Genomic DNA, 24,399 nt, shown 5'->3' with positions numbered 1-24,399 from the left:
TTTTTTGTGAAAAAGGAGCCCAAACGTGATAGAACTGCGCAATGTAACAAAAACGTATCCGAACGGCACCAAAGGTCTGGATCAAATCAACCTAAAAATCGAGCCCGGCGAATTCGTAGCCATCGTGGGCTTGTCCGGTGCCGGCAAATCGACGCTGCTGCGGTCCATCAACCGGCTGCACGACATTTCGGAAGGCGATATCCTCATCGACGGCAAGTCGATCACGCAAGCCACCGGCAAGCCGCTGCGGATGATTCGCCGCGACATCGGCATGATCTTCCAAAGCTTCAATCTCGTAAAGCGCTCCTCCGTGTTGCGCAACGTGCTGGCTGGCCGGGTCGGCTACCATTCCACGCTGCGCACCCTGTTTGGCCGTTTTCCGGAGGCGGATGTGGAGTTAGCTTTTCAGGCGCTGGAGCGCGTGAACATCGTGGAAAAAGCCTACGTCCGGGCCGACCAGCTCTCCGGCGGACAGCAGCAGCGGGTGGCGATCGCCCGCGTATTGGCGCAGGAGGCCAAAATCATCCTCGCCGACGAGCCCGTGGCGTCCCTGGATCCCTTGACGACCAAGCAGGTCATGGATGATTTGAAGCGCATTAACGTCGAGCTCGGCATAACGACGATCGTTAACCTGCATTTTATCGACTTGGCGCGCAGCTATGCCACGCGCATTATCGGGCTCCGCGCGGGCCAGGTTGTCTTCGACGGACCTGTGTCGGAGGCGACGGACGAGCGGTTCGCGGAAATTTACGGCCGCGCGATCGACCGGGAAGAGCTGTTGGCCAGCCGACTCCCGGGGCCGCAAGTGCTGGAGGCGCAGGCTTGATGCACACGAATCCACGTCCAAGCACCGATACGAAGACCAAAGCTGGAGCAAATATTGCTCCTAGCGCTGATGCCCATGTCAGTACGAGCACCGACACTAAGACCAATACTAACGCCTACACCAACGCTAACATTAACGCCAGTCTAAGCACTAACCCGTCCGGCCAAGCCGGCTTTAATCGGAATTGGCCCCAGGCCCCCAGCAAGCTGAGGCATTATTTGACCGCTGTGATCATTCTGCTCCTGCTGTGGGGCAGCGCTGTGGACACCGACGCCTCGTGGGGCAAGCTGATCCAGGGCTCGCCGAACATGCTGGATCTGCTGCGGGAGATGTTCCCGCCGAAGTGGAGCTACTTCGACAATATCGTTCCGGCGATGCTAGAGACGATCCGCATGGCGCTGATCGGCACGACGTCTGGCGCGATCCTCGCCGTACCGGTGGCGCTGCTCTGCGCCTCTAACCTCAGCCGCAGCGCTTGGATCTACCAGCCCGTCCGCTTCTTACTGAACCTCGTGCGGACGATTCCAGACCTGCTGCTGGCGGCCATTTTCGTCGCCATCTTTGGGCTCGGCCCGCTTCCCGGCATCATGGCGCTGACCGTCTTCTCGTTTGGCCTGATCGCCAAACTGACATACGAAGCGCTGGAGACGATTGACCGCGGGCCGCTGGAAGCGATGACGGCCGTCGGGGCCACGCCCGTCCAGCGGATCGCCTTTGGCGTTGTGCCGCAGATTCAGGCCCATTTTATTTCTTACGTGTTGTACACGTTCGAAATTAACATTCGCGCCGCGGCGGTGCTGGGTCTGGTTGGGGCCGGCGGGATCGGCCATTATTACGAAGTCACTTTAGGTTTCCTGGAGTATGACAAGACGTGCATGATCATCTTGTTTACGCTCGCGGTCGTCCTGTTGATCGATTATGCAAGCACTAAACTGCGGGAGAAATTATTATGACAACAAACACAACGACTTGGCAGCACAAAGTGCCGAAGCCCAAAAAGAACCGTTACCGCTGGCTGATCTATATCCTGCTCCTTCTTCTCTATGTATGGGCTTTTGCTGGAATCCCATTTGACGGAATCAAACAAACGGCCGGCCAAATTACAAAGTCGATCCTCTCGGGCTTGTTCTCGCCAGATTGGGATTACGTCTATTTGCCGGACGGGGAGGATCTGCTGCGCGGCCTGCTGGAGACCCTAACCATCTCGATCCTGGGCACGTTCGTTTCCACACTGGTCTGCCTGCCGTTCGCCTTCTGGGCGGCGGCCAATCGGGGCAAGTCGCGTTTCGTATCCGGCTCAGGCAAAATGCTGCTCAGCTTTGTCCGCACCTTCCCGGAAATCGTGATGGCGCTGCTGTTCATCAAAGCGGTGGGACCTAACGCTTTTGCTGGTGTGCTGGCGCTTGGGCTGCACTCGGTCGGCATGCTCGGCAAGCTGTTCGCCGACGAAATCGAGAACATGGATCACGGTCCCGCCGAAGCGTTGATCGCAGCCGGGGCGAACCGCCTGCAAATCCTGTGGTTTGCTGTGCTCCCCCAAGTGCTGCCGGGATTCCTGTCCTACACGCTGTACCGGTTCGAGATCAACCTGCGCTCCGCGACGATCCTTGGCGTCATCGGTGCCGGCGGCATCGGCACCCCGCTGATCTTCGCCCTGAGCTCGCGGGATTGGGAGCGCGTTGGCATCATCCTGCTCGGAATCATCGCGATGATCACTCTCGTGGACTGGATGTCCGGTTACCTGCGGAAGAAGCTGGTCTAGCCCTAAATCATCAGCAGCCATCCCCGGCCAGTATACTTTGTCTTGCCCTAAGCTTGAACTAGGTCTTGGTATGGACCTGGCCTTGGCGTGGGTTCTGGTGTCGCTCTGGTGCAGCTCTTGTTCCGCTCTGGTGCTGACGCCGTCTCTGAACTGATGCTGGATCTGGCCCTCATTCTATATGATTTTTCGAATACATTTCCTCGAATCCCCGCCAAATCGCTCATTCTATATGAAATTTCGAATACATTTCACCACTTCGCTCTCAATTCGGCCTAATATATATGATTTTTCATATATATTGGGCCATTTCCATCCACTGAGGCCCAAATGTATATGATTTTTCGAATACATTTCCCCAAATCAGCGCCACCCCGCCACTCACACCAAATCCGGGCTCAGCAACGAACCCACATACTCATATGAAGTGACGCGTCCGGAGCTCCCTTTGGCTATGGCGCGGAACTTCCCTTTTTCCACGAGGATTCGGCAGTACTTAATGACTGTCAACGTGTGCAGCTCCAGTTCTCGCGCCACCTCGGTTGGGCGAATGACCCGATGATGGCGAATGGCGGCACGCATGAGCTCCCTTTCAATCTTAGTGTAGGCCCGCGGCGTCACATCCAGGGATCCCCCCTGAACGACAGATAAATACGGTGCCAGAATACTCCGCAAGGAGGAGAGGATAAACGCAGGGTTCTCCTTCATCTCATCCAATGCAATGTAGTAGATCTGAAAGCCTTGGGACTGCAAAAACAGCCCCCTGTTCAAATCCATCCGATATTTCGTTCGATCCGTGCCATGAGAGCCGTAATCCATAATTTCAAACACGACCCGTGCAGTTCCAACCTCCCACATAAAATCTGCAAAGTAGGATCTCCCCCGCCAATCCTTCACCTCGTATTCGGGATGCAATCCGTCAAAGTGTCCCACCAGCGGCCACCAAATCCGCTCGACGAACAACCGATTCCCATAACCATGCCCTCGCCGAAGTGCATCCAGGCTCTCCCCCGTTCTTCGTTTCATATGCTCTTGCAGCCAGGTATCATGTTCCGCTTCGAATCCCATTTGAAACCCTCCCTACATATCCATAGTAAAAAATAAAAAGCCCCGCTCCTCTCCATCTTAGAAAGGAAACGGGGCAGGCTTTGCCTCACGTAAGTTGCTCTATTGATACTAGTGTGACACAGGAGAAAAAGTTACGCAATAGGATCTCGGTCGTTTCCGCGCTGCGCCACGTTGACTTAAACCCCAAGCAGCTCGCGAATCTGCCCCTCGATGCTCTCAGGTTCATCTGTTGGTGCGAAACGCTTAACGACCTTGCCGTCCCGATCCACAAGGAACTTCGTAAAGTTCCATTTGATCGACTTGGAGCCCAGCAAGCCCGGGGCTTCCTTGGTCAAATGCTTGAACAGCGGATGAGCGTTCTTTCCATTCACATCGATTTTCGAAAATAACGGGAACGACACGCCGAAATTCAGCTCGCAAGCCTGTGCCACCTCTTCATCTGTCCCGAGCTCCTGGTTGGCGAACTGGCTTGAAGGAAAACCTAACACCGTGAAGCCTTGGTCCTTGTACGTATCGTGCAGCTTCTGCAGCCCTTTAAATTGCGGAGCAAACCCGCATTTGGTCGCCGTATTCACAATCAGCATCACTTGGCCGCGATAAGGCTCCAGCGTTTGCACTTGGCCTTGAATTGTTTTGACTTCAATATCGAATAATGACATCCATGGCACCTCCAACACCAATTTAATTAAGTGTAATTTAATTGTATACAATCTTTATGTGCGTGTCAATTTCGACCTCTTCTCTTTACGTAAAAGAAGAAGCAATGCTATAATGGCTCAACAGCAATTACATTGTATGCAATTAAATGGCAGGTGGATATGGATGAATACAGACGAAATGTTGAAGCTGGAGAATCAGCTTTGCTTTGCTTTTTACACTTGCTCCCGGGAGATTATGAAGCTGTACCGGCCTTTGCTGTCGGAACTCGGCTTGACCTATACGCAATACATTACGTTGCTCGCGTTGTGGGAGCGGGACGGGATCACGGTGAAGGAGCTGGGTTCGATGCTATACCTTGACTCGGGCACCTTAACTCCGCTGCTCAAAAAGCTGGAGCACATGAACCTGGTCACCCGGACGCGCGACAAATCCGACGAACGCAACGTCATCATCGCGTTAACCGATGAGGGCAAAGCCTTGAAGGACAAAGCCTGCACCGTACCGATGCGGCTGTTTGAAGGCACCCATGCCGAGGTGGAGGACGTCATTTCCATGCACCGACACATCAACGAGTTTCTCCGCAAAATTGGCGGCGGCTCCGTTCAACCCGAACAATCTGAATAAGCCCAACCTAAACCCTCCATAATAGGAAAGAATCACGGAGTAACCAATGGAGGAGATCAGCATGCTGGAAAATCTCGAGAGTGACTATAACTGCGCCAACGCAGGCGAGGACCTGCACCGGTTGAAGCAAGAACTTGCCGAGATGCGAGGCTTGGGCCACGCCGATCAGGAGACGCAGGAGAAAATCAACCGGCTCGAAAACCAAATCAAGTTTATCATGAACAAATGCGATATTAACCATTAAGATGGTAAAGCACCCGTTTACGCCGCTGAACAAGCGTGTGGTAGGCGGGTGTTTTGGGGGCCGGGGATAGATCGAAGCCCAAAAGTGTGTTACGATTTGCCTGACATCAGAAGGGCTTCCCCTTGAAAGCGCAAACACAGCTCGATGCGGAGAAAACACCGGCCGCTTCCGCCGACGCCAACCCCCGCGCCGCTTCTTCCAAACGAAATTATGTATTCCAACTGTTAACGGTCTTTATCGGTTTCTTGATCTTTGGCTTCTCGGAAAATATTAAAGGACCCGCGATCCCGCGCATCCAAACCGACTTCGGCCTCGACGAGATGCAGATTGGCACGCTCTTGTCGCTCAACTCGCTGGGGTATCTGCTGGCTTGCTCCTTCACGGCTTATTTAACACGCAAATGGGGCGCCAAAACGGTGACGATGCTCGCCTTTGGTTCCATGGCCGCGGCTGGGATCCTCATCTTTGCATCATGCAGCTTCCCGGCGTTATCGGGCTCCTATTTCCTGATGTACATCGGCAACGGGATGCTCGAGATCGCGCTCGCTATCTTGGCCGCCCGCATTTTTGTCGGCAACACCGGTACGATGATGAACCTCGCCCACTTCTTCTACGGGCTGAGTTCAACGGTAGCACCGTTGATCGCCTCGGGGCTGATGACCGTCTCGATTGGCGGGCATACACTTGATTGGAGCGGCATGTACTTAATCATGCTGTCCCTCTCGGTGATCCCGATGATCCCAACGCTGCTAAGCCGGTTCCCCGGCGAAGAAGAACAGGGCGGCGAGCGGGTTCCGTTCACACAGCTGATGCACGATCCGGCGATCTGGTTGATCGTGCTGGTGCTTTCGTTTGGCGTAGTGTCGGAGCTGGCGGTAGGCGGCTGGCTGGTTAATTTTTTGGAAAGAGCATATCACTGGAACACCACAATCGCATCCGGGATGCTGTCCGCTTTTTTCCTTTGCTTTACGTTCGCGCGGCTGGCGGTGGGACCGGTTACCGATAAGATCGGGTTTACGCTCTCCTTGATTTTGTTGCCATCTGGGCTGGCGAACCCGGAGCTTTCCTGTTCGCAGCGGCCGGCATCGGTATCACCCCGATCTATCCGACCGTCATAGCGTTGATCGCCAAGAAGTATCGCTCTTCCAGCGATTCCGCCATTACCTTCATCGTTACACTGATGGTGGTGGGCAATGTCATCGGCAACTATCTGATCGGCTGGATCACGGACGGGACTTTGTTCCCTGCTTCAGATAATTAGGCTGCTCACGGCAAACGCCATGCCGATAAACACCAAGCACAGCAAGGTGCCTACCGCAACGTTCCCCTGCTTCAGCTGATCGGAAATCTTAAATCCTGGGGTTACCAGTTCAAAAATCCAGTACGACGCCACAAGGCACACATAACCTACGGCAAACCACAGGACCATATGTAGTATGGAAGTGTTCGTAAAGGCGGACACCCCCAAAATGATCGCCGTGCCCAGGAATTTGCCGCCCAGCGCCAGGGCTACGGCGACATTGCCTTTTTTCAACTCCTCCATGTCACGGTACGGGGTCATCCAATTGAAGACCACCATCCCCAGCAATTGCAGCAAAATCATCACGACGACACTAACCACAATATTGATAACGATCGTCAATTCGCCCACCCCCGAAATTTCGCAAACGCCAAATCATAATCGGCAAAATCATGCACTTCCTCCAGCACAACCGACACCGTCTTCGCGTTCTCTAATGCCGCATACCGCTCTTCGTCGATCGGCTGCTTGATCCGGTTCCCGGTTGGCAGCTCCAACACGGCGAAGCACCGTGTTTTGCCTTGGTATTCCGTTTTGTACACGCCAACTAGGTCGACGTCGGTCGTAACCGATACCTTCAGCTCGGTCAGGTCTTTCTCGGCAGACGCCTGATCCGGATAAGACTTCAGCGTCGTCCAGGAGGATAAGCGCACTTCGTTTTTCTGGTTTTCGTCCGTGGTCAACTCGGCGTCCATAAACTGGAGGATCCAAATTTTATCCCCAGTGGCGTAATTGTTGTCATTCGGCAGCAGATCGTTATCGGGCAAAATCGTCATATCACTGCCCACCAGATCGCCGACCGTCGCTTCCACGATTTTATAATCCCAAGGTACGCGAGCGGTCGTTAACTCCGACCCCGAGCCGCTCTCGGTAGAGAAGACGCTGGTCGTATCCCCGCAGGCTCCAAGTAAGCCCACCGACAACACCAGCATCAACGTAACGAGGAAACGCCGCGCCCAAGGCTGCTTCGAACTATGCATCTATTTCACTCCTAACGCGATAAAATGACTGGTATTGCCCGTAATCGGTCCGCCGGCCCGACCCAACAAACCGCAAGGCGTCCCGTTCAGGACGAACAGACCGGTCAGCAAATGGCGCTCGCCGAAGACGGTATCGATTCGCGCCAGCTCGGCTCTTTTTTGATACACCGTAGGGAACAAGACGCTGCTGTCAAAGCCCTCCTGATCCTCCAGCTCCAGCCGGCCCTCCTCATCAAACAAGCGGACAGAACCGCCTTCACGCCCAAACATCGACTTGGATACGAAGCCGCCGGCGAAGACTGGCTTGTTGTAGGTCGGCAGCATGTACTTCGCTATCGCCTGGCGTTCCTCCGCATCAAACAGCAAGCCCAGCTCGTAAAGCCCCCAGACGGCGGCAAGCAAGCCTTTGGATTGCAGCAAAATGCTGTGCGGCCCGTTGAAGATGGTCAGGCGACCGGTTTCAATCGCGTAGCTGAGCGCCTCGCCGGCATCGTCCACCGCCATCCATTCTTTCGGGTACAACGCGAACATGCGCTCAATGGTACGACCGTCCTTATTTTTCAGGGTGCCTTCGTCAATCCACAGCTCCAGGCAATCCTCATAGTGCAAATCCAGTCCGCTGTGCCGTCCCAACGCTTCAATCGTTCCGGAATCCTCCAGATGCCAGCCGTAATCGACGCAAGCCACGGTATCCGGCCGCTCGATGGCCCAGGCTTCCGCGACCAGGTCTTTCATCCGCGCATTTGGCGAGTCGTATCCTGCCTGCTCCATCAGCCACGGGGTGGCGATCGAGGCTTCGACGTAACCGGTCGGCGTATCCGCGTTCAGTTCCAGCAGCTTGATCGTGCCGTCGTTGGCCACGGCAAAATCAAACCGCGCGTAACGGCTAATCAATCCCGGCTCCGGGATCGGCAGCTCATCAAGCATCGTCCACAGAATCGGCGGAATCCCGATCAGCTCATACAGATCCGGCCGGCGATGGACGTAGCGTGCGGCTTTGTCGAGAATGCGCCACAGCGCAGCGGCGGCCTGCTCGAGCTCCGCATAGGTCTCCTTTGGCATCAACACCAGCTGATCGATCCAATACTCCTCTTCCTCGAGATCCGCCCAGGTAAACCCCAGCTCGGCCAGCTTCGCCACCCGCTCGCTCCGGTCAGGATGCGGCCGGCCCACGACTTCGAAAATGTTGTTCTCGTCCGTCATCCGCCGAAGAACCCCTTGCTGGTACCGCTGGATCTCGAACCGGAAATCGAGCTCTTGGATGAGCCGGACGAGGAGCTCGACGACGAGCCCAGAGAGCTGGATTTCCCGCCGATGCCGCCCGCCTTCGAGGAGGTCGAACGCCGAACGATGGAGCCGGTTGACGAGGTCGAAGTCTTCGGACGAACGACGGAGCCGGCCATCTGTTTGTTTTGGAACGTTTCGCTGGAGTACGTTTTCGGCTTGTACGGCGTCGACGTTCCGGCATAATACCCGCGGTGATTGTCATACCAGCGGCTGGATGAATAGCTGGACCCGCTGTTGAACAGCAGGTGATACAGCAGCATATCGTCCCAACCGAATCCCCCGCCGTAATGATTGATGACGGTGGTGCCTCCGGAGCCGTTTGAGGCGTTTGCGCCGTCCGCGCTGCCGCCCCCCAAGGTCTCCCCAGATGCCTCTTCATCTTCCTCCGCCGGAAGCGGGATGTTCCAGTCTACATTTTTGTCGAAATATTGCTTTACTTCCTCCGTCGACCAGGCAACGAGCTTCGGTTCGTCGGCCGACGTATCGCTCCCCGCAGCCGTAGCCCCGGCCCCCGGAATCAGAAACGCGTTCGCCAACAGCGCGATGCCAAGCGAGGTGGACAAGACGCGGATCGGCTTCCCTTCCGGGGTCAGAAATTTGGATGCGAACGGCTCCTTCGCCGTTGTCTCTTGTGCGGCAGTGATTTCCGTTCGTGTGGCTTCCTCTTCTTTTGCCAAGACCCATTCCCTCCTACGAAAAAAACTCAGCTTATTCGTGCACAACCGGAACGAGCAGCAGCTCCAGCTTGCCCTCGTCGACATTCAGCCGACCTTCCACCGTTTCAAACTCCCGGTTGCCGACGACCAAATAGTTGACATGCTCCAACGCAGCGACCATATTCGCGTTCCAGACGCGCTCTTCCAGCTCCCGCAGCCCGCCGTCCGGCAATTTTTCGTACAACTTCACACTCATGCCGTTCTCCAATGCAGTTCACCCTTTCGTTATACACACTAAATATTGTTACGCGCACATTCCCGCTTCGTTTCATCCTTTATGCAGGGAGAAGGTGGGAATGAACCAGGGAGTGGACTTGTTCAGCTCTAAGGTTCGGCGCCAGGTGACCGTAAACAACCCGCTAAGCAACAGTTGAAATTCTCAGTTGGAAAACCCTTCCGTTAGCTTACGTCCGTTACTGGAGAAATGCAATGTTAAAATGGGTGGGCGCGAGCACCATTAATCTGTGGGTCATATCCCTAACGTACTCCCACGCTGGACGGAACCATCTGCCGGCACTATACTGAAGCTAAGACGAAGCACGTCCCGTATAGCTCAAGTTTGAACCAAATTCAAGGGCTGGCACCATGACCTTTAGGTTGATGGCGCGCCTGGCGATTAAGGATCAAACTGCAAGGGCTAATGCGGGGCGTTTTTTATTGGAGGAGGCGATTGGCTGATGAGTTCTATGAGTTTTGAGGAAAAGTACACGGCATTTCTGGAGGATCATTTGGCCCGGAGATCCGGGGAACGCCGAGGCAGGCTCGAACGTGGACATGCCCATGCGGAAGCATTGTTCCTGCGGAATGTATGGTGGCCGCTGCGCAGCAACTTTGAAGACCTTCATCCGGAATACGAGGTCAGCGATTGGCGGGGGCGATCGTACTTTGCCGACTTCGCCTGGTTGCCGGGGAACGGAGAGTTAAAGCTGCTATTTGAGATTAAGGGCTACGCTACACACGTCCGCGACATGGACCGACAAAAGTACTGCCATGAGCTTAATCGCGAAACGTTTTTGCACGCCATGGGTTACCAGGTGATCTCCTTCGCTTACGACGACGTGGAGCAACGTCCAGAGCTCTGCATCAACCTGCTGCGTATGGTGCTCAGTCGATACCATCCGGAACAGGTGCCTATAACGCGCGGTCTGCTGGCGGAAAAGGAGCTCATCCGACTTGCCGTGCAACTCGCGCGCCCGATTCGCCCGGTGGATGTTGAACGTCATTTCGAGCTAAACCATAAAACGGCGGTCCAAATGCTGCAGAAGGTGACAGCTAAAGGGTGGATGAGGCCCGTTTATCGTGGAAAGGGGGAACGCATCGTCAAATATGAACTGGTGCGTGGGGTGGTGAACTATTTGTGATGGAGGGTGCTGTAGTGGAACGGTGGGATGACCGGAATGAGGGGCAGTGAGGGGGTGGCTAGAAAGTTATTAGTGAGTGATTAGTGAGTGATTAGGAGGTAATGTGGCGGGATAAAGTGGACGGGGGGATGGGGCTAAATGAATTAACGGTAAAAGCTACTGTTAATTTAGGCGGATCGCGGGGTTTTGTCACAATTAGCGGTAAATCCTACTGTTAATTTAGCCAAAAACCGCGATATGGGGCAAATATGCCGAAAATAACGGTAGGTTTTACATGTAATTTGTGCGGAGAGCTCAAACTTACGAAATTAACGGTAGGTTTTGGAGCTAAATTAGTTTACGGGATGTCGGCACAGATTTGGGCGGGTGTCGGCACAGGTTAGAGAAGGACTATCCCCGCCAAAAAAGCAAAGGAGGCGGCCCCCGCCTCCTTCACCGAGCACAAACCAAATACTCTCCCTGGTGTTACACCAGGAACATCGCCACCACGGTGGTCACGGCGAGGCCGATGAGCACCGGCTTGAGGTTGCGGCGGGCCAGCTCGAACGGACTCACGCCGCAGATAGCGGCGGCCGGGATGAGCGCCCACGGGATCAGCGTGCCGCCGCCGACCCAAATGGCGGCGACCTGCCCCAGCGCCGTCAACACGGCCGTGCCGGAGCCGATGGCGGTGCCAAACAGCTGGGCGATCGAGCCGGCCAGCGATATGCCCGAGAAGCCGGAGCCGTCCAGGCCGGTGATCGCTCCGGTAACGGCGAGGGTCACGGCGCCGATGATGCCGTTCAGCGGAACGACGTCGGCCAATGCCACGCCGAGGTCGTTCACGATCCCATGCGACGTTTCGGGCAGCACCTGCCCGAACAGCTCCTGAAACGCCGCGTCGCCAAGATAAAAGAACGCGGCGATCGGGATCACGGGGCCAAACACCTTAAAGCCGAAGGTCAACCCTTCGATCAAATACGAAGTGACCTTCTCCAGGCCCCGGTTCCGGTGTGCCAGCAGCGTCACGCCGATCAGGATCAGCACCGCCGTGCCGCCAACCAGCGCCGTCGCATCGCCGCCTTGCAATTTCAGCAGGAACATGGCAACGACGTCGGCGGCGAACAGCAGCGGGATCAGGAGGGCCAGCCATTTTTTCGCTTGAGGGGAAATGGCTGCGCGATCCTCTTTGCTCGTCGGACGATCCTCGCTAAGCACACCACCTGTGCCTTTTCCGGCCACCAGGCCGTCGCGCCACGTGCCGTTCCGCTGATCACGGCGCATCATCCAAAAAGCGGTCACCGTGCTCACCAGGCCCATGACGAGAACCAGCGGCACGCTGGCCGACATCACGCTGGAGACGGGCAGGCCCGCGGCGTCCGCCGTCAGCTTCGGCGCTCCCTGGATGATATAGTCGCCGGACAAGGCGATGCCATGCCCAAACAAATTCATCGCCATCGCCGCCCCCAACGCCGGCAGCCCAACGCGAATCGCTACGGGCAGCAAAACGGCGCCGATCAACGCAACCGCAGGCGAGGGCCAGAAAAACAGCGAAGTCACCAGCATGATAATCCCGATGCCCCAATACGCCATCGATGGCGTGCGAATAAACCGCGTCAAAGGAGACACCATCGTTTCATTGATGCCCGTGCGGATCAGCACCCGACTCATTGCCACGATGATCGAGATGATCATGATCGTCCCCATTAGCTCCTTGGTCGCATAAATAAACGAATTAAAGATGCCCGAAACCGAGCCGCTGAGCGTTTGTGTCGCAAGCAGACCCAACGTAAAAATCCCCGCCACACAAATCATCGTCGTATCGCGCCGCTTGATCAACAACGCCATGATGAAGACGATAAACGCCAGATACACATAGTGAATCGCCGACAACTCTATCCCTATCATGGAGTCACGCCCCTCTTCCTGCAAGTGTGCTATATGCTATGCAGGAGCCCAAGCAAGGGTTCGGCCCATGTCGAGGTATAGAGCAACCGATTCATGGCTACTTTACATGTTACTTAATTGTGATACTAAGTTTATTAGAATTATCCGCCTTTAAGCTCGCTTCAAGACCTTTAACAAGGCTTTGCAACGGTACATAAGTGACTCCTTTGACAATCATTGGAGCCACATTAATCGTTTCAGCTTCCCCATTGTAATACACTTTTTTGCTTCCTATTGTAAATGTGACCTTATTAGAATTTTTACTTACAGTAATGACACCACTTTTGGCATCATAATTAAAGGTTGCACCTAGTAGATCAGAAATTTCACGCAGAGGAACCATGTTTGTATTTTGATAAATGATTAAATCACTATTAAAATTTGCTTTCTCCCCATTAATAAATACAGTCAGTTTAGATTTCTTATAGGTTGGCTCTGTCGATTTGGGGGCAGAGGAACCTTTGGAAGAGTGTTTGGTAGAACTTTTAGAGGATGAGGAGGAAGAAGAGGATTTCTTACTAGAACTAGAAGAAGAGCTTCCCCCATTATGGTAATGATATTCGCCCGTTGTTAATCCCCATTTTGCGCAATTTGTCCGACACGTATGACCGCCATTAGCATCCGTTCGACCTGGATGTGCACTAGCTACAGTGCTAGACAAAACAAATAATAGTAAAAAAGAACTGAGTAACACTTTCTTTTTCATTGATAGAATCCCCCATTTAGTATAATATTCCAAGGTAATAGTACCATGTATATAATATTGAGGGAATGTTTACTAAGGCCAAAAATTGCCTTTTATGAGGAATACACTCTATAGATTACTCAAAGCAGCGGGGCCTTTGTGTTCTATCACAAAGGCCCCGCCTGTTCTGAAAAAATGGCTATACCAAATTATAATCTCGAATCTTTTTATATAGCGTCCCACGGGAAATACCCAGCAGCTTGGCTGCATTGCTCTTATTCCCCGCCGTTCGCTCCAGCGCTTCCTTCATAAGCTCCATTTCCTCTTCGGGGGTGATGCGCGGACGCAGCATCTTGTCAAGACGATCCGCCTGTTCCACAGAGGACAGCTTCGTTCCCCGCCCGAAGTCGGAACCGGCAACGGCTCCGCTGCCAACCGGCATGCCCACCGCAGAGTCCGCCGCTGCGAACTCCAGCTGAGCTTGCCGCTGCTGCAACACCTCCGGCAAGTGCTCCAGCATGATTTGCTCGTTCTCGCTTAAAATCACACAGCGCTCGATCACCGCCCGCAGCTCGCTTACGTTTCCCGGCCAGTCGTAATTCGCAAACGCCAGCATCACCTCCGGCGAAACGGCCGGCAGCGGCTTCTGATACTGCAACGAATACACGCGCAAATACATTTGCACCAACGGCCCCAGGTCCTCCCGACGCTCACGCAGCGGCGGCACCTTCAGCGACACCACGTTCAGCGCGTAATACAAATCCGCACGGAATTTGCCCTCCCGCACGAGCTGGCCCAGATCCTGGCTGGTGCCGGCGAAGATTCGCACCGATACCGGAACGGCTTCCGCGGCCCCAATCCGCGTGATCGTCCGGTGCTTGATGTAATGAGCTAACTTCTCCTGTACGTCTAAAGGTAAACACTCAATCTCATTCAAAAAAATCGAGCCGCCGTCCGCCGCCTCCAGCCGACCAGCCTGACCCGACGGCTGTCCCGAGAAGGCGCCGCCTTGATAGCCAAACAGCTCCGCTTCGGCCAATCCCGCCGGGACGGCCCCGCAGCTCAGCGACAGGAACGGCCCCTCCGGCCGCGCGCCGGCGCGATGGATCACCCTGGCCAGCTGCTCCTTGCCCGCTCCAGTCTCCCCGATCAGGAGCACGGAGGAGTCAGTTTCGGCCAGCTTTTTGGCCAGTTTGATCACTTTGCCCATGCTTTCGCCACGCCCGCTGATTAAGCCAAACGGATCCTCGTCGCCGATCCGCTGGGTCAACAGACGGGACGTCGCTACCGTCAATTCGTCGTTCAGCTTCACGAGATGCGTAATATCCTGCTCGGTCGCCACGCCGCCGATAATCCCCCCGCCCGGCTCCACGATCGGCGACGCATTGATCAGCACATGCGTGCCTTCCCGCGGACGATGGTAGGCCCCGCGCAGCCGCCGGCCTTCATCCAGAATCCCCAGCACAACCAATGCGTCGGGATCAAAATGCTCACCGATCGTGCGGCCAACGATGTCCGCTTTGGCGATCCCGTACACTTCTTCCGCCACCGTGTTCCAGCCGATCACCGTACCGTTGCGGTCCACGACCGTTACCGCATCACTGACCGTCTCCAGCAGGGCGTCAAAATACGCCTCCGCCCGCTGCTGCCGGTCCGCCGCTATTTTAAGCAGGTCGATCATCGGAAGATACCCAACGGGCTCCTGTCCATCATTGACCACCAACGCCGGCCGCCCGCTCGTATCTGCGCCGGACCATCGGGATGCCAGTTCGCTGATCGGAAGCGCCAGCTCCGACTCCTTGAACACAACCGAAACGACAAACTTCATCCCGTCAAGCCGCAGTCCTTTGCCGATACTCCCTTCGCCAAAAGCTTCAAGCCGCCCGGCATCATCCGGCGTCAACAGATACAACGCTCCGTCCAGCTCGACTGCCGCCGCCTGACCGCCCTGTAACGCTGCAAGTAATGCACTTGTATTTTCTTCCGGTTTGAAACGGGTCAAGTCCTGCCGGAAGGATATCCGTTCATGATTAAACATAATTACCTCACGCGTAATGAAATTTTACTTGTAAATCTAACACGAAAGCAGGCGAGGTTCAATATTCCCGTCATAAAGATTGCACCTTCACTCAGCCCGGAACTGTTCAATATTGAACATTTTTTCTTGAATTTAAAATTTTTTTGTTTATTTTTTCAACTTATATTGTTCAAAAATCTAAAATATTGTATATTTTGTGTACAATGAGAAATGGAAAAGGATGGATGCCTATGGACGCGTTACTCCGCACCCTGTTTCAATCCTTCGCCAAAAGCCAATCCGTGGGACGTATGGCCCGCCGATACGGACTGCGCTTTGGTGCCGGTCGGTTTGTGGCCGGAGAAACCATTGATGGTGCAATTGAAGCTGTACGCGCATTAAATGCGACTGGTCGGGTAGCCACCCTCGATCATCTCGGCGAGTTCGTGTCCACGGAAGCCGAAGCAGAACTATCCATGCGGATGTGCCTCAAGACGCTGGACGCCATCAACGAAGCCGGAGTCGAAGCCAATCTCTCGCTGAAGCTCACTTCGCTGGGGCTTGGGATTAGCGACGAAATCTGCTTACGTAACCTGACCACGATCCTGAACCGGGCCCGAATGTACGGATTGTTTGTGCGCATCGACATGGAGGATTTTGCCCACTGTGAAAAAACCATCTCGATCTACAAGCAACTGCGCGAACAAATCGACAACGTTGGCATCGTCATCCAAGCTTACCTTTATCGCTCCCTGGAAGACGTCGAGGATCTGAAGCCCCTTAAGCCGAACCTTCGCCTCGTGAAGGGAGCTTACAAGGAATCGCCGAAAGTCGCATACCCGGCCAAGCCGGACGTCGACGAAAATTTCAAATCCCTCATCTCTACCCACCTGATGAACGGCGGTTATGCCGCCATAGCAACCCATGACTCCCAGATTATCGACTACGCTAAGAAAACAATTCAAGATTTAGCCATTCCGCTGGACCGCTACGAATTTCAAATGTTATATGGCATTCGCGAAGATTTACAGCTTGCGCTCGTTCGCGAAGGTTACAAGGTTCGGGTGTACGTCCCGTTTGGCAGCGATTGGTTTGGCTACTTTATGCGCCGCCTCGCGGAGCGTCCCGCCAATGTATGGTTTGTCTTAAAGAACTTATTTAAGTAAATATCCAAAATCTTATTCGTAAGGAGCGCGCCCCTATGAGCACAACCGCAAAACTGGAAGCTTTCCGCAACGAACCGTTTACCGACTTTAGTCAGGAATCGGCCCGCCAGGCCATGGAAGCCGCGATTGCCCAAGTGAAATCGGAGCTGGGACGGGAGATTCCGCTGCAGATCGGCGGTGAGAAGATTTTTACGGAGGCCAAAATCCGTTCAATCAACCCCGGCAATCTCGATGAAACGATGGGTTGGGTCAGCAAAGCCGATCAGGAGCTGGCCGAGAAAGCGATGCAGGCTGCACTTACGGCGTTTGAATCGTGGAAAAAGGTGCCGCCCCGCGAACGCGCACAGTACCTGCTGAAAGCCGCCAAGCTCATGACCGAACGGAAGCATGAGTTCTCCGCCCTGATGGTGCTCGAAGCCGGCAAGAACTACGCTGAAGCGGACGCCGATACGGCGGAGGCGATCGATTTTCTGAATTTTTACGCACGGGAAATGATCCGCCTGAGCGAGATCAACGAAACGATGCCGCTGACGCCAGTCCCGGGGGAGCAAAACCGGCTGACCTACATCCCGCTCGGCGTTGGTGTCATCATTCCGCCATGGAATTTCCCGCTGGCGATCTGCGTGGGCATGACCTCGGCGGCGATTGTGGCTGGCAACACCGTGCTGCTCAAGCCCGCCTCCAACACCCCGGTCATCGCCTACAAGTTCGCTGCGCTGATGGAGGAGGTTGACTTGCCGGCCGGAGTGCTGAACTTCATCCCCGGCAGCGGCTCTGAGGTTGGCGATTATCTGACCACGCACCCGAAAACCCGGTTCATCAGCTTCACCGGCTCGAAGGAGGTCGGACTGCGCATCAGCAAGTTGGCAGCCGATACGGCACCCGGGCAGATCTGGATCAAGCGGCTGGTCGCCGAAATGGGCGGCAAGGACGGCATCGTCGTTGATGAAACTGCAGATCTGGATGCGGCTGCTCAGGCCATCGTGACCTCAGCTTTTGGGTTCCAGGGACAAAAATGCTCCGCCGGATCCCGCGCTTTCATCGTAGAGTCCGTCTACGACGAAGTGGTGGAGAAAGTCGTGTCTTTGACGAAGCAGCTGGAGATTGGCCTCCCCGAGCACAATAAAGCGGTTGGACCGGTGATCGACGAGGCTTCTTTCCGCAAAATCCTCGATTATATTGAGGTCGGCAAACAGGAAGGGCAGCTCCTTACCGGCGGACAGCAAGCCGAAGGCAACGGCTATTATATCGAACCCACCGTGTTCGCCGGCGTTGATGGGAAGGCGCGGATTATGCAGGAGGAGATTTTCGGGCCGGTGCTGGCGATCGGCAAAGCGAAGGATTGGCGCGAAGCGATCGCGTTGTACAACGATACTGAGTTTGGGCTGACGGGGTCGTTCTTTTCCCGGGATGAGGATCGCATCAGCGAAGCGCTGGAAACAATGCACTGCGGCAATCTGTACGTGAACCGCAAATGCACCGGGGCGTTGGTCGGCGCCCACCCGTTTGGTGGCTTTAATATGTCGGGAACCGACTCGAAAGCCGGCGGCTATGACTACCTGCTGCTGTTCACCCAAGCCAAGCTGACTTCCCGGAAGCTGTAGGCGATGCACGATTGCTGGATGCTCTTTTGCTCTCTTGTTCGCGATCTCTTACTCTCTTGTTCTTTTGCTCGCGATAATTTTCTCTCTTGTTCGCTTGGTCGCTTGGTTGTTTGGTCTCTTGCTCTCTAGCTCGTTTGGTCATTTGCTCGTTGATCGCGAGGCCGGTGCTCCCTGCTCTAACGCTGATACAGAACGCTATTGTTGCAAAAACGGCATGTCAAAAATTCTAACGACGCTGAGCCACGCTATTTGGGCAAAAACACCTCAATTCACCCGAAAAATGGTGAAATAAGCTCCGTGATCAGCGTTAGATTCGCAAATAGGCGATTTTTGCTGCAATAAGGTTTGTGGCAAGCGTTAGAGCTGCGGCGGCGAACTTAGCAGACTTCAAATATTTCTCCAATACGGACGGAAGAAGGGTAACCCATGATTATGAACGGGAAACGAACACTTTCGGAAAATATGGACGTTTTGACCAGCACCCAACAGGTCATTCGCATGGCGCTCCAGACGATGAACGAGCCGACGGCGATGTTTGACCTGCTCAAGGAGCCGCTGCGGATGCTGACCGTGCGGATTCCGGTGAAGATGGACGACGGCTCGGTCCAGGTCTTTACCGGTTACCGCGCTCAGCACAATGACGCGGTCGGGCCGACCAAAGGCGGCGTGCGGTTCCACCCCGACGTGACGGCGGAGGAAGTGAAGGCCTTGTCGATGTGGATGAGCATCAAATGCGGCATCGTGTCGCTGCCCTACGGCGGCGGTAAAGGCGGAATCGCCTGCGACCCGCGGACGATGTCGATGCGCGAGCTGGAAGCCTTAAGCCGCGGGTACGTCCGGGCGATCAGCCAATTGGTTGGGCCGACCAAGGATATCCCGGCGCCTGACGTGTACACCAATTCGCAGGTGATGGCCTGGATGATGGACGAGTACAGCCGGATCCGCGAATTCGATTCGCCCAGCTTCATCACCGGCAAACCGCTGGTGCTCGGCGGCTCCTACGGACGGGAATCGTCGACAGCCCTTGGCGTCACGATCGTGCTGAAGGAGGCCGCAAAGATGGCCGGCATGGCGGTGGAAGGCTCGCGGGTCATCATCCAAGGCTTTGGCAATGCCGGCAGCTACCTGGCGAAGTTTCTGCATGACGCCGGGGCCATCATCGTTGGCATTGCGGATGCGCGCGGCGCGCTGTACGATCCAAACGGGCTCGATATCCTCGAGCTGTTGGATCGGCGGGATTCTTTTGGCGCGGTGACCCACCTCTACTCCAACCGGATCACAAATCAGGAACTGCTTGTGAAGGAATGCGATATCCTCGTGCCGGCTGCGATCGAAAACCAACTCACCGAGGAAAATGCGCCGCACATCCAAGCTAAGCTGATCGTCGAAGCGGCCAACGGTCCAACGACGTATGCAGCAACGGAAATTTTGTCCAAGCGCGGGGTTCTGATTGTGCCGGATGTCCTAGCGAGTGCGGGCGGCGTGGTCGTATCCTATTTTGAGTGGGTGCAAAACAATCAGGGTTACTACTGGCCGCTGGAGGAAGTGAACGCGAAGCTGGAGCAGCTGTTGGTGGACGCTTTTCACAAGGTTTATCAGACTTCGGTGACACGCCGGGTGAACATGCGTCTTGCCGCATATATCGTGGGGCTGAAGCGAATGACCGAGGCGGTAAAATGGCGGGGGTGGATTTAAGTTATGGCACGTACGTTAATTATTATCCGATTGGAGCTCGACCATAAGAAGGCCAGCTTCGGCGATGTCGCTGCTGCGGTGAGCGGTGCCGGAGGCGACATTACGTCGATCGACGTGATCTCCTCGGCTAAAGGATCTTCGGTACGCGACATTACCGTCGATACGGGCGACCAAGACGAAACGGCGTTCGTCAAGGCGCTTCGCAAGCTGCATGGTGTCCGGCTGATCAACGTCTCCGATCGCACGTTTCTCATGCATCTCGGCGGTAAAATCGCCATCGAGCCAACGATGCCAATTCGCAACCGCGACGATCTGTCGCAGGTGTATACGCCAGGGGTCGCCAAAATCTGCACGGCGATCCACGAAAGTCGAAACAAGGCGTTTTCGCTGACGATTAAACGCAACACTGTGGCGGTCATCACGGACGGAACCGCCGTGTTGGGGCTTGGCGATATCGGTCCGTACGCCGCGGCGCCGGTGATGGAAGGCAAGGCGATGCTGTTTAAGCAGCTGGCCGGGGTTGATGCTTTTCCGCTCTGCCTGGATACGAGCGATACGGAAGAAATCATTCGTACCGTTAAAGCGATCAGTCCGATTTTTGGCGGCATCAATCTGGAGGACATCAGCTCCCCCCGGTGCTTCGAAATTGAGCAGCGGCTGGCGGAGGAACTGGACATCCCGGTCTTCCATGACGATCAGCACGGAACAGCGGTGGTCGTGATCGCCGGGTTAATTAACGCGCTGAAGGTCGTCGGCAAATCGATGTCCGAGGTGCGGGTCGTGGTAAGCGGTGTTGGGGCAGCGGGTGTCTCCATTTGCAAAATGCTGCTGTCCGCAGGCGTAACTAAGCTTGTGCCGGTGGACAAGGAGGGAGCAATTGTCCGCGGTGGAACGTACAGCCACCCGATGTGGCAGTGGCTCGCGGAGCAGCCGCAGGTGGAAAGTCAGCCCGGCTCGCTGCAAGATGTCCTGCCTGGTGCTGACGTGTTCATCGGCGTCTCTGCGGGGAATCTGCTGACCGGTGAACATTTGCGGACGATGAACGAGCAGCCGATCGTGTTTGCCCTCGCCAACCCGCACCCGGAGGTTGATCCGGAGGTAGGGCTGGCTCACGCAGCTGTCTTCGCGACCGGCCGAAGCGACTATCCGAACCAGATCAACAACGTGCTTGTGTTCCCCGGCGTCTTCCGCGGCGCGCTCGATTGTCGGGCCCGCGTGGTCAACGAAGCGATGAAGCTGGCCGCAGCACAAGCCATCGCCTCCGCCGTTACTGACGAGGAGCGGAACGAGCAGTATATCATCCCGAGTATTTTTAATGATCAGGTCGTCCCGCTCGTGCGCAAAGCCGTCATCAACGCGGCCATTGCCACCGGTGTGTCCCGGCGCATTCCGCCGGATTTCCGGTGACGCCGCGTAAGTGGATACCTCATCCTGCTATACTTCCCTTTTGGCCCTTCTGTCTTTGGCAGCAAGGGCTTTATTATGTTCCCAAATCAATAGTTCAAAATTTGATTGCATGCAGCAACTCAAATGTCGGACATTGACGGTTCCTATGCGAAAGATGCCATTATGGAGCTGGTCAACAAGGAGATCATTAACGGAAAAGGAGACGGAAAATTTGAGATTGCCGATTATGCCTTCCAGTGGGTGAGGAGCGGCGTCTCCCCGTCGAATTTATTGATTCCGAGCCTCTTGAAGGCTAATCTTTCAAAGCCCCACCCCAAGAACGGCCCCCCTGGCCGTTCTTTTTTTCTACACCAACAAGTTCCCGCCAACGAATTTATCCAAAATATGATATAACAATATTAATGTGTTTTTTGAAATTAATCCTTCAGGATGTGACTCTGTGAGCATTGAGAAAAAACCGGGAAAAATCGCGCAGCGGCTCGTGTTGTCGGCCCTACGCGCATTCCTCCAAAGCCGTTCCCAGATCAAGGTGGAGCGCAACGATACCGTGGGCTTGAAGCCGCCGTATCTGATTTTGGCGAACCATGTAACCAACTGGGACCCGTTCTATATCAACTGTTACGTGGACGAGCCGATCAGCTTCGTGACCGGAGCTTCCCTGTTCCGGAACACGTTGCTGGCCAAGCTGCTGAATTACACCGGAGCGATCCCCAAAATGAAAAATAAAAACGATACGCGGACGATCCGCAGCATGATCAAAGCCAAGCAGAGCGGACGCGTCATCGGTCTCTTCCCGGAAGGGAACCGGAACTGGGACGGGACGACCGAGCCGTTGTTCTATTCCACGGCCAAGCTGGTGAAGTTGCTGGATGTTCCGGTGGTCATCGCCACCATTTCCGGCGGTCATCTGTCCTCTCCCCGTTGGGCGGAGAACCATCGCAGGGGACCCATTCACCTCTCCTTCGAGAAAAAATGGGACGCTGGCGCATTCGCCAACCATACCCCAGATGAGATCCATCACCTGCTGACGGAGGCGTTGGCGCATGACGATGCAGAGTGGCAATCCCAAACCGGGGCTGCCTATTACGGTAAAGCCCCGGCGCATTACCTGGAGCGCCTGCTGTTTATCTGCCCGCACTGCGAAGTACCAGGCCGCCTCCGCTCCGAACAAGACTTGTTCGGCTGCACGGCCTGCGGCTATACCGTTCGCTACACGCCGCAGGGCAAATTCGCGCAGTTTACCCATCCGCTGCGCTTCTCGACTACGCGGGACTGGAATCGCTGGCAGCTGGAACGGCTGAATCAAGTAATACAAGAACCGGAACAGCTCACCTCCTGGGAATCCGTCATGCAGGATCCCGTGCATATGTATGTGTCGGAAGGAGAGCAGCCCTTTCAATCGCTGGGAACGGGACAACTGCGCTGGAACGCTGATCACGAAGATTCTCTTACGTTTCAAGGGGATAACGGACAGCCGTATTCCTTCCCATTTACCGAGTTGGAGGGGATCAACGTACAGCTTCACCACAAGTTTGAATTTTATGTCGGCGATAAGCTGTATCGGTTCCTGTTTTACCAACCGCGAACCTCGGCTTACAAATGGCTCAAATTTATGACCGCGCTGGAACAGCGTGCACTCCGGTAGAAAATAGGAGGTTCTCCCTTTGGATAATTCATGGTCTTTCGTGATCGACTTTACGCTGCTTTCGCTGCTGATGGTCGTATCGGCCGTCCTCAAGGCGCGCATTCCACTGTTGCGCAAAATCATCGTCCCCACCTCCATGGTCGCCGGCATCCTCGGATTGATCGTGGGTCCGGAGCTGCTCGGGTGGCTGAATTTCAACCTCGATCGTCTGGGGCAACTGGTCTACCATCTGATGGCGATCGGATTCATTGCCCTCTCCCTCAAAGAACGGGAGGTGTCCAACAGCCCGGCGGTCATGAAATCTGGGATGCTCATCGTCTCGACGTACCTTATCCAAGGGCTGGTGGGATTTGGTCTGCTCCTGATCCTGACGGAGCTTTTCTATCCCGACATGTTCCCAGGCATCGGCTTGCTGCTCCCTCTCGGGTATGGACAAGGTCCGGGACAAGCCTATTCGATCGGCAGCCGTTGGGAGGCTTTGGGGCTTGAAGGCGGCGGGAACCTCGGCCTAACCATTGCCGGGTTCGGCTTCATCTGGGCCGTGATTCCCGGAATCATTCTGATGAACTTCCTGATCCGCCATCCGAAATTTAAACAGGCGGCATCCCGCCCACTCAAAGAACGCACCGAGGTCACGGAAAAATCAGAAGAAGGCGAAATTCCGCTCAGTGACGCGATCGACAAGCTGACCTACCAAATCGCGCTGATTGGCTTTATTTACCTGGTCACTTACTTGACGTTACGTGGACTGGAGGCGGTGCTGACTCCACTCGGGACCTATGGGGAAACATTGGCCCAACTGCTGATTGGCTTCCACTTCCTCATCGGCAGCCTGTACGCCATGTTGTTCCGGTGGATTCTCAACCGTTGGAAGCAAGCGGGCTTCCAGTTGGAGCATTCCCCGAACAACTACCTGTTGCAGCGGATCTCCGGATTTTCCTTCGATTACATGATCGCCGCCTCGATCGCTGCGATCTCGATCTACGCGTTGAAGCAATACTTGACGCCGGTACTCATCCTAACGACAGTCGGCGGGTTAGTAACGGTATGGTTTATAGTTTGGTTAGTGCCGCGGGTGTTGCCGGAGGACAAATTGCCAAACGTTCTCGGTTTTTACGGGATGCTGACCGGAACGATTTCTACCGGGCTTGCGCTCGTCAAAGCCGTCGATCCGAAATTTCAGTCGAATACGACGGACAACTTGGTCATGGGCAGCGCGTCCGCAATTATGTTCGGATTTCCACTGCTGCTGATTTTGAACATCCCCATCGTCGGGTATCTGCAAAATCAACCGGTGATGTACCTGTACACCTTTGGCGCCCTATTCCTGTATTTCGCGATTCTGATGGGCTTGCTGCTGTACCGGTCCCGGAAAACGACCGCCTAAGTGAGCTTCTAAACGAAAATCCCCACCCTCTTTCACCAAGAG

At 55.1% G+C, this 24,399-nt stretch carries 23 protein-coding genes and 1 pseudogene; 14 read left to right on the top strand and 10 right to left on the bottom strand.

Features of this window, described 5'->3' with window-relative positions; all coding sequences use genetic code 11:
* Window positions 1-25: 25 nt before the first annotated feature.
* The 3 genes from phnC to phnE (M3G15_RS04260) are packed head-to-tail and all read left to right on the top strand — an operon-like array spanning window position 26 to window position 2,588.
* Window positions 26-826 (top strand): phosphonate ABC transporter ATP-binding protein, encoded by an 801-nt coding sequence (phnC, locus tag M3G15_RS04270; protein WP_009223552.1) that lies wholly within the window; start codon window positions 26-28, stop codon window positions 824-826.
* Complete coding sequence (gene phnE / locus M3G15_RS04265) at window positions 826-1,779, top strand: phosphonate ABC transporter, permease protein PhnE (RefSeq protein ID WP_009223551.1); 954 nt, start codon at window positions 826-828, stop codon at window positions 1,777-1,779. The genes phnC and phnE (M3G15_RS04265) overlap by 1 nt, the downstream gene beginning before the upstream one ends.
* The gene (phnE, locus tag M3G15_RS04260; RefSeq protein WP_009223550.1) at window positions 1,776-2,588 is read left to right on the top strand and encodes a phosphonate ABC transporter, permease protein PhnE; all 813 of its coding nucleotides are present in this window, start codon (window positions 1,776-1,778) and stop codon (window positions 2,586-2,588) included. Before phnE (M3G15_RS04265) ends, phnE (M3G15_RS04260) begins: the two co-directional genes overlap by 4 nt.
* Window positions 2,589-2,966: 378 nt before the next feature.
* On the opposite strand, the gene M3G15_RS04255 is transcribed toward phnE (M3G15_RS04260), so the two are convergent.
* Together M3G15_RS04255 and M3G15_RS04250 are read right to left on the bottom strand one after the other, a co-directional pair.
* A complete protein-coding gene (locus tag M3G15_RS04255) occupies window positions 2,967-3,653 on the bottom strand; it encodes a hypothetical protein (protein WP_260070171.1) in 687 nt (228 codons plus the stop codon).
* 176 nt (window positions 3,654-3,829) lie between these two features.
* The gene (locus M3G15_RS04250) at window positions 3,830-4,312 is read right to left on the bottom strand and encodes a glutathione peroxidase (RefSeq protein WP_009223548.1); all 483 of its coding nucleotides are present in this window, start codon (window positions 4,310-4,312) and stop codon (window positions 3,830-3,832) included.
* A gap of 163 nt (window positions 4,313-4,475) precedes the next feature.
* On the opposite strand from M3G15_RS04250, the gene M3G15_RS04245 reads away from it, so the two are divergent.
* The 3 genes and pseudogenes from M3G15_RS04245 to M3G15_RS04235 all read left to right on the top strand — a co-directional run.
* Complete coding sequence (locus tag M3G15_RS04245; RefSeq protein ID WP_009223547.1) at window positions 4,476-4,937, top strand: MarR family winged helix-turn-helix transcriptional regulator; 462 nt, start codon at window positions 4,476-4,478, stop codon at window positions 4,935-4,937.
* Window positions 4,938-4,998: 61 nt separating this feature from the next.
* On the top strand, window positions 4,999-5,181 hold the full coding sequence (locus M3G15_RS04240; protein WP_036644291.1) for a hypothetical protein: 183 nt from the start codon (window positions 4,999-5,001) through the stop codon (window positions 5,179-5,181).
* 221 nt (window positions 5,182-5,402) lie between these two features.
* Window positions 5,403-6,415: pseudogene (locus M3G15_RS04235) on the top strand (MFS transporter); the annotation flags it as partial.
* A gap of 15 nt (window positions 6,416-6,430) precedes the next feature.
* Here the strand turns inward: M3G15_RS04235 and M3G15_RS04230 are convergent.
* From M3G15_RS04230 to M3G15_RS04210, 5 genes are read right to left on the bottom strand one after another with little or no spacing between them, the layout of a single operon-like run.
* Window positions 6,431-6,823 (bottom strand): DUF350 domain-containing protein, encoded by a 393-nt coding sequence (locus M3G15_RS04230; RefSeq protein ID WP_036644146.1) that lies wholly within the window; start codon window positions 6,821-6,823, stop codon window positions 6,431-6,433.
* Window positions 6,820-7,461 carry a hypothetical protein gene (locus M3G15_RS04225; protein WP_009223543.1) on the bottom strand — a complete coding sequence of 214 codons (642 nt, stop codon included), beginning with the start codon at window positions 7,459-7,461 and terminating at the stop codon, window positions 6,820-6,822. The genes M3G15_RS04230 and M3G15_RS04225 overlap by 4 nt, the downstream gene beginning before the upstream one ends.
* Window positions 7,462-8,664, bottom strand: a complete 1,203-nt coding sequence (locus M3G15_RS04220) for a glutathionylspermidine synthase family protein (protein ID WP_260070170.1) — start codon at window positions 8,662-8,664, stop codon at window positions 7,462-7,464.
* Window positions 8,661-9,425, bottom strand: a complete 765-nt coding sequence (locus M3G15_RS04215) for a hypothetical protein (RefSeq protein WP_260070169.1) — start codon at window positions 9,423-9,425, stop codon at window positions 8,661-8,663. Before M3G15_RS04215 ends, M3G15_RS04220 begins: the two co-directional genes overlap by 4 nt.
* Before the next feature lie 31 nt (window positions 9,426-9,456).
* Complete coding sequence (locus M3G15_RS04210; protein ID WP_397376584.1) at window positions 9,457-9,660, bottom strand: hypothetical protein; 204 nt, start codon at window positions 9,658-9,660, stop codon at window positions 9,457-9,459.
* A gap of 490 nt (window positions 9,661-10,150) precedes the next feature.
* Between M3G15_RS04210 and M3G15_RS04205 the strand changes: the two genes are divergently transcribed.
* Entirely contained in the window at window positions 10,151-10,825 is a 675-nt protein-coding gene (locus M3G15_RS04205) for a hypothetical protein (protein ID WP_260070204.1), read from the top strand.
* A 465-nt stretch (window positions 10,826-11,290) separates the two neighbouring features.
* Here M3G15_RS04205 and M3G15_RS04200 read toward each other — a convergent pair whose 3' ends face one another.
* The 3 genes from M3G15_RS04200 to M3G15_RS04190 all read right to left on the bottom strand — a co-directional run bounded on the left by M3G15_RS04200 (window position 11,291) and on the right by M3G15_RS04190 (window position 15,474).
* Entirely contained in the window at window positions 11,291-12,709 is a 1,419-nt protein-coding gene (locus M3G15_RS04200; RefSeq protein WP_260070203.1) for a hypothetical protein, read from the bottom strand.
* A gap of 112 nt (window positions 12,710-12,821) precedes the next feature.
* Entirely contained in the window at window positions 12,822-13,457 is a 636-nt protein-coding gene (locus tag M3G15_RS04195) for a copper amine oxidase N-terminal domain-containing protein (RefSeq protein WP_260070167.1), read from the bottom strand.
* 178 nt (window positions 13,458-13,635) lie between these two features.
* A complete protein-coding gene (locus M3G15_RS04190; protein WP_260070166.1) occupies window positions 13,636-15,474 on the bottom strand; it encodes a sigma-54 interaction domain-containing protein in 1,839 nt (612 codons plus the stop codon).
* A gap of 230 nt (window positions 15,475-15,704) precedes the next feature.
* On the opposite strand from M3G15_RS04190, the gene M3G15_RS04185 reads away from it, so the two are divergent.
* The 7 genes from M3G15_RS04185 to M3G15_RS04155 all read left to right on the top strand — a co-directional run bounded on the left by M3G15_RS04185 (window position 15,705) and on the right by M3G15_RS04155 (window position 24,357).
* The gene (locus M3G15_RS04185) at window positions 15,705-16,619 is read left to right on the top strand and encodes a proline dehydrogenase family protein (protein ID WP_260070165.1); all 915 of its coding nucleotides are present in this window, start codon (window positions 15,705-15,707) and stop codon (window positions 16,617-16,619) included.
* Between the two features lie 35 nt (window positions 16,620-16,654).
* The gene (pruA, locus tag M3G15_RS04180; protein ID WP_260070164.1) at window positions 16,655-18,223 is read left to right on the top strand and encodes an L-glutamate gamma-semialdehyde dehydrogenase; all 1,569 of its coding nucleotides are present in this window, start codon (window positions 16,655-16,657) and stop codon (window positions 18,221-18,223) included.
* A 426-nt stretch (window positions 18,224-18,649) separates the two neighbouring features.
* The gene (locus tag M3G15_RS04175; protein WP_260070163.1) at window positions 18,650-19,918 is read left to right on the top strand and encodes a Glu/Leu/Phe/Val family dehydrogenase; all 1,269 of its coding nucleotides are present in this window, start codon (window positions 18,650-18,652) and stop codon (window positions 19,916-19,918) included.
* A gap of 3 nt (window positions 19,919-19,921) precedes the next feature.
* Window positions 19,922-21,325 (top strand): NAD-dependent malic enzyme, encoded by a 1,404-nt coding sequence (locus tag M3G15_RS04170; protein ID WP_260070162.1) that lies wholly within the window; start codon window positions 19,922-19,924, stop codon window positions 21,323-21,325.
* A gap of 123 nt (window positions 21,326-21,448) precedes the next feature.
* Window positions 21,449-21,718 (top strand): S-layer homology domain-containing protein, encoded by a 270-nt coding sequence (locus M3G15_RS04165; protein ID WP_260070161.1) that lies wholly within the window; start codon window positions 21,449-21,451, stop codon window positions 21,716-21,718.
* Window positions 21,719-21,764: 46 nt separating this feature from the next.
* Window positions 21,765-22,970, top strand: coding sequence for a lysophospholipid acyltransferase family protein (locus M3G15_RS04160; RefSeq protein ID WP_260070160.1), 1,206 nt, complete (start codon window positions 21,765-21,767; stop codon window positions 22,968-22,970).
* Between the two features lie 19 nt (window positions 22,971-22,989).
* Window positions 22,990-24,357 (top strand): sodium/glutamate symporter family protein, encoded by a 1,368-nt coding sequence (locus M3G15_RS04155; RefSeq protein WP_260070159.1) that lies wholly within the window; start codon window positions 22,990-22,992, stop codon window positions 24,355-24,357.
* Window positions 24,358-24,399: the final 42 nt, after the last annotated feature.

The sequence above is a fragment of the Paenibacillus sp. p3-SID1389 genome, from assembly GCF_025151705.1.
Classification (GTDB): Bacteria; Bacillota; Bacilli; order Paenibacillales; family Paenibacillaceae; genus Fontibacillus; species Fontibacillus phoenicis.
Note: the sequence above shows the minus strand (reverse complement) of the source record. Positions and strands in the feature narration are given on the sequence as shown.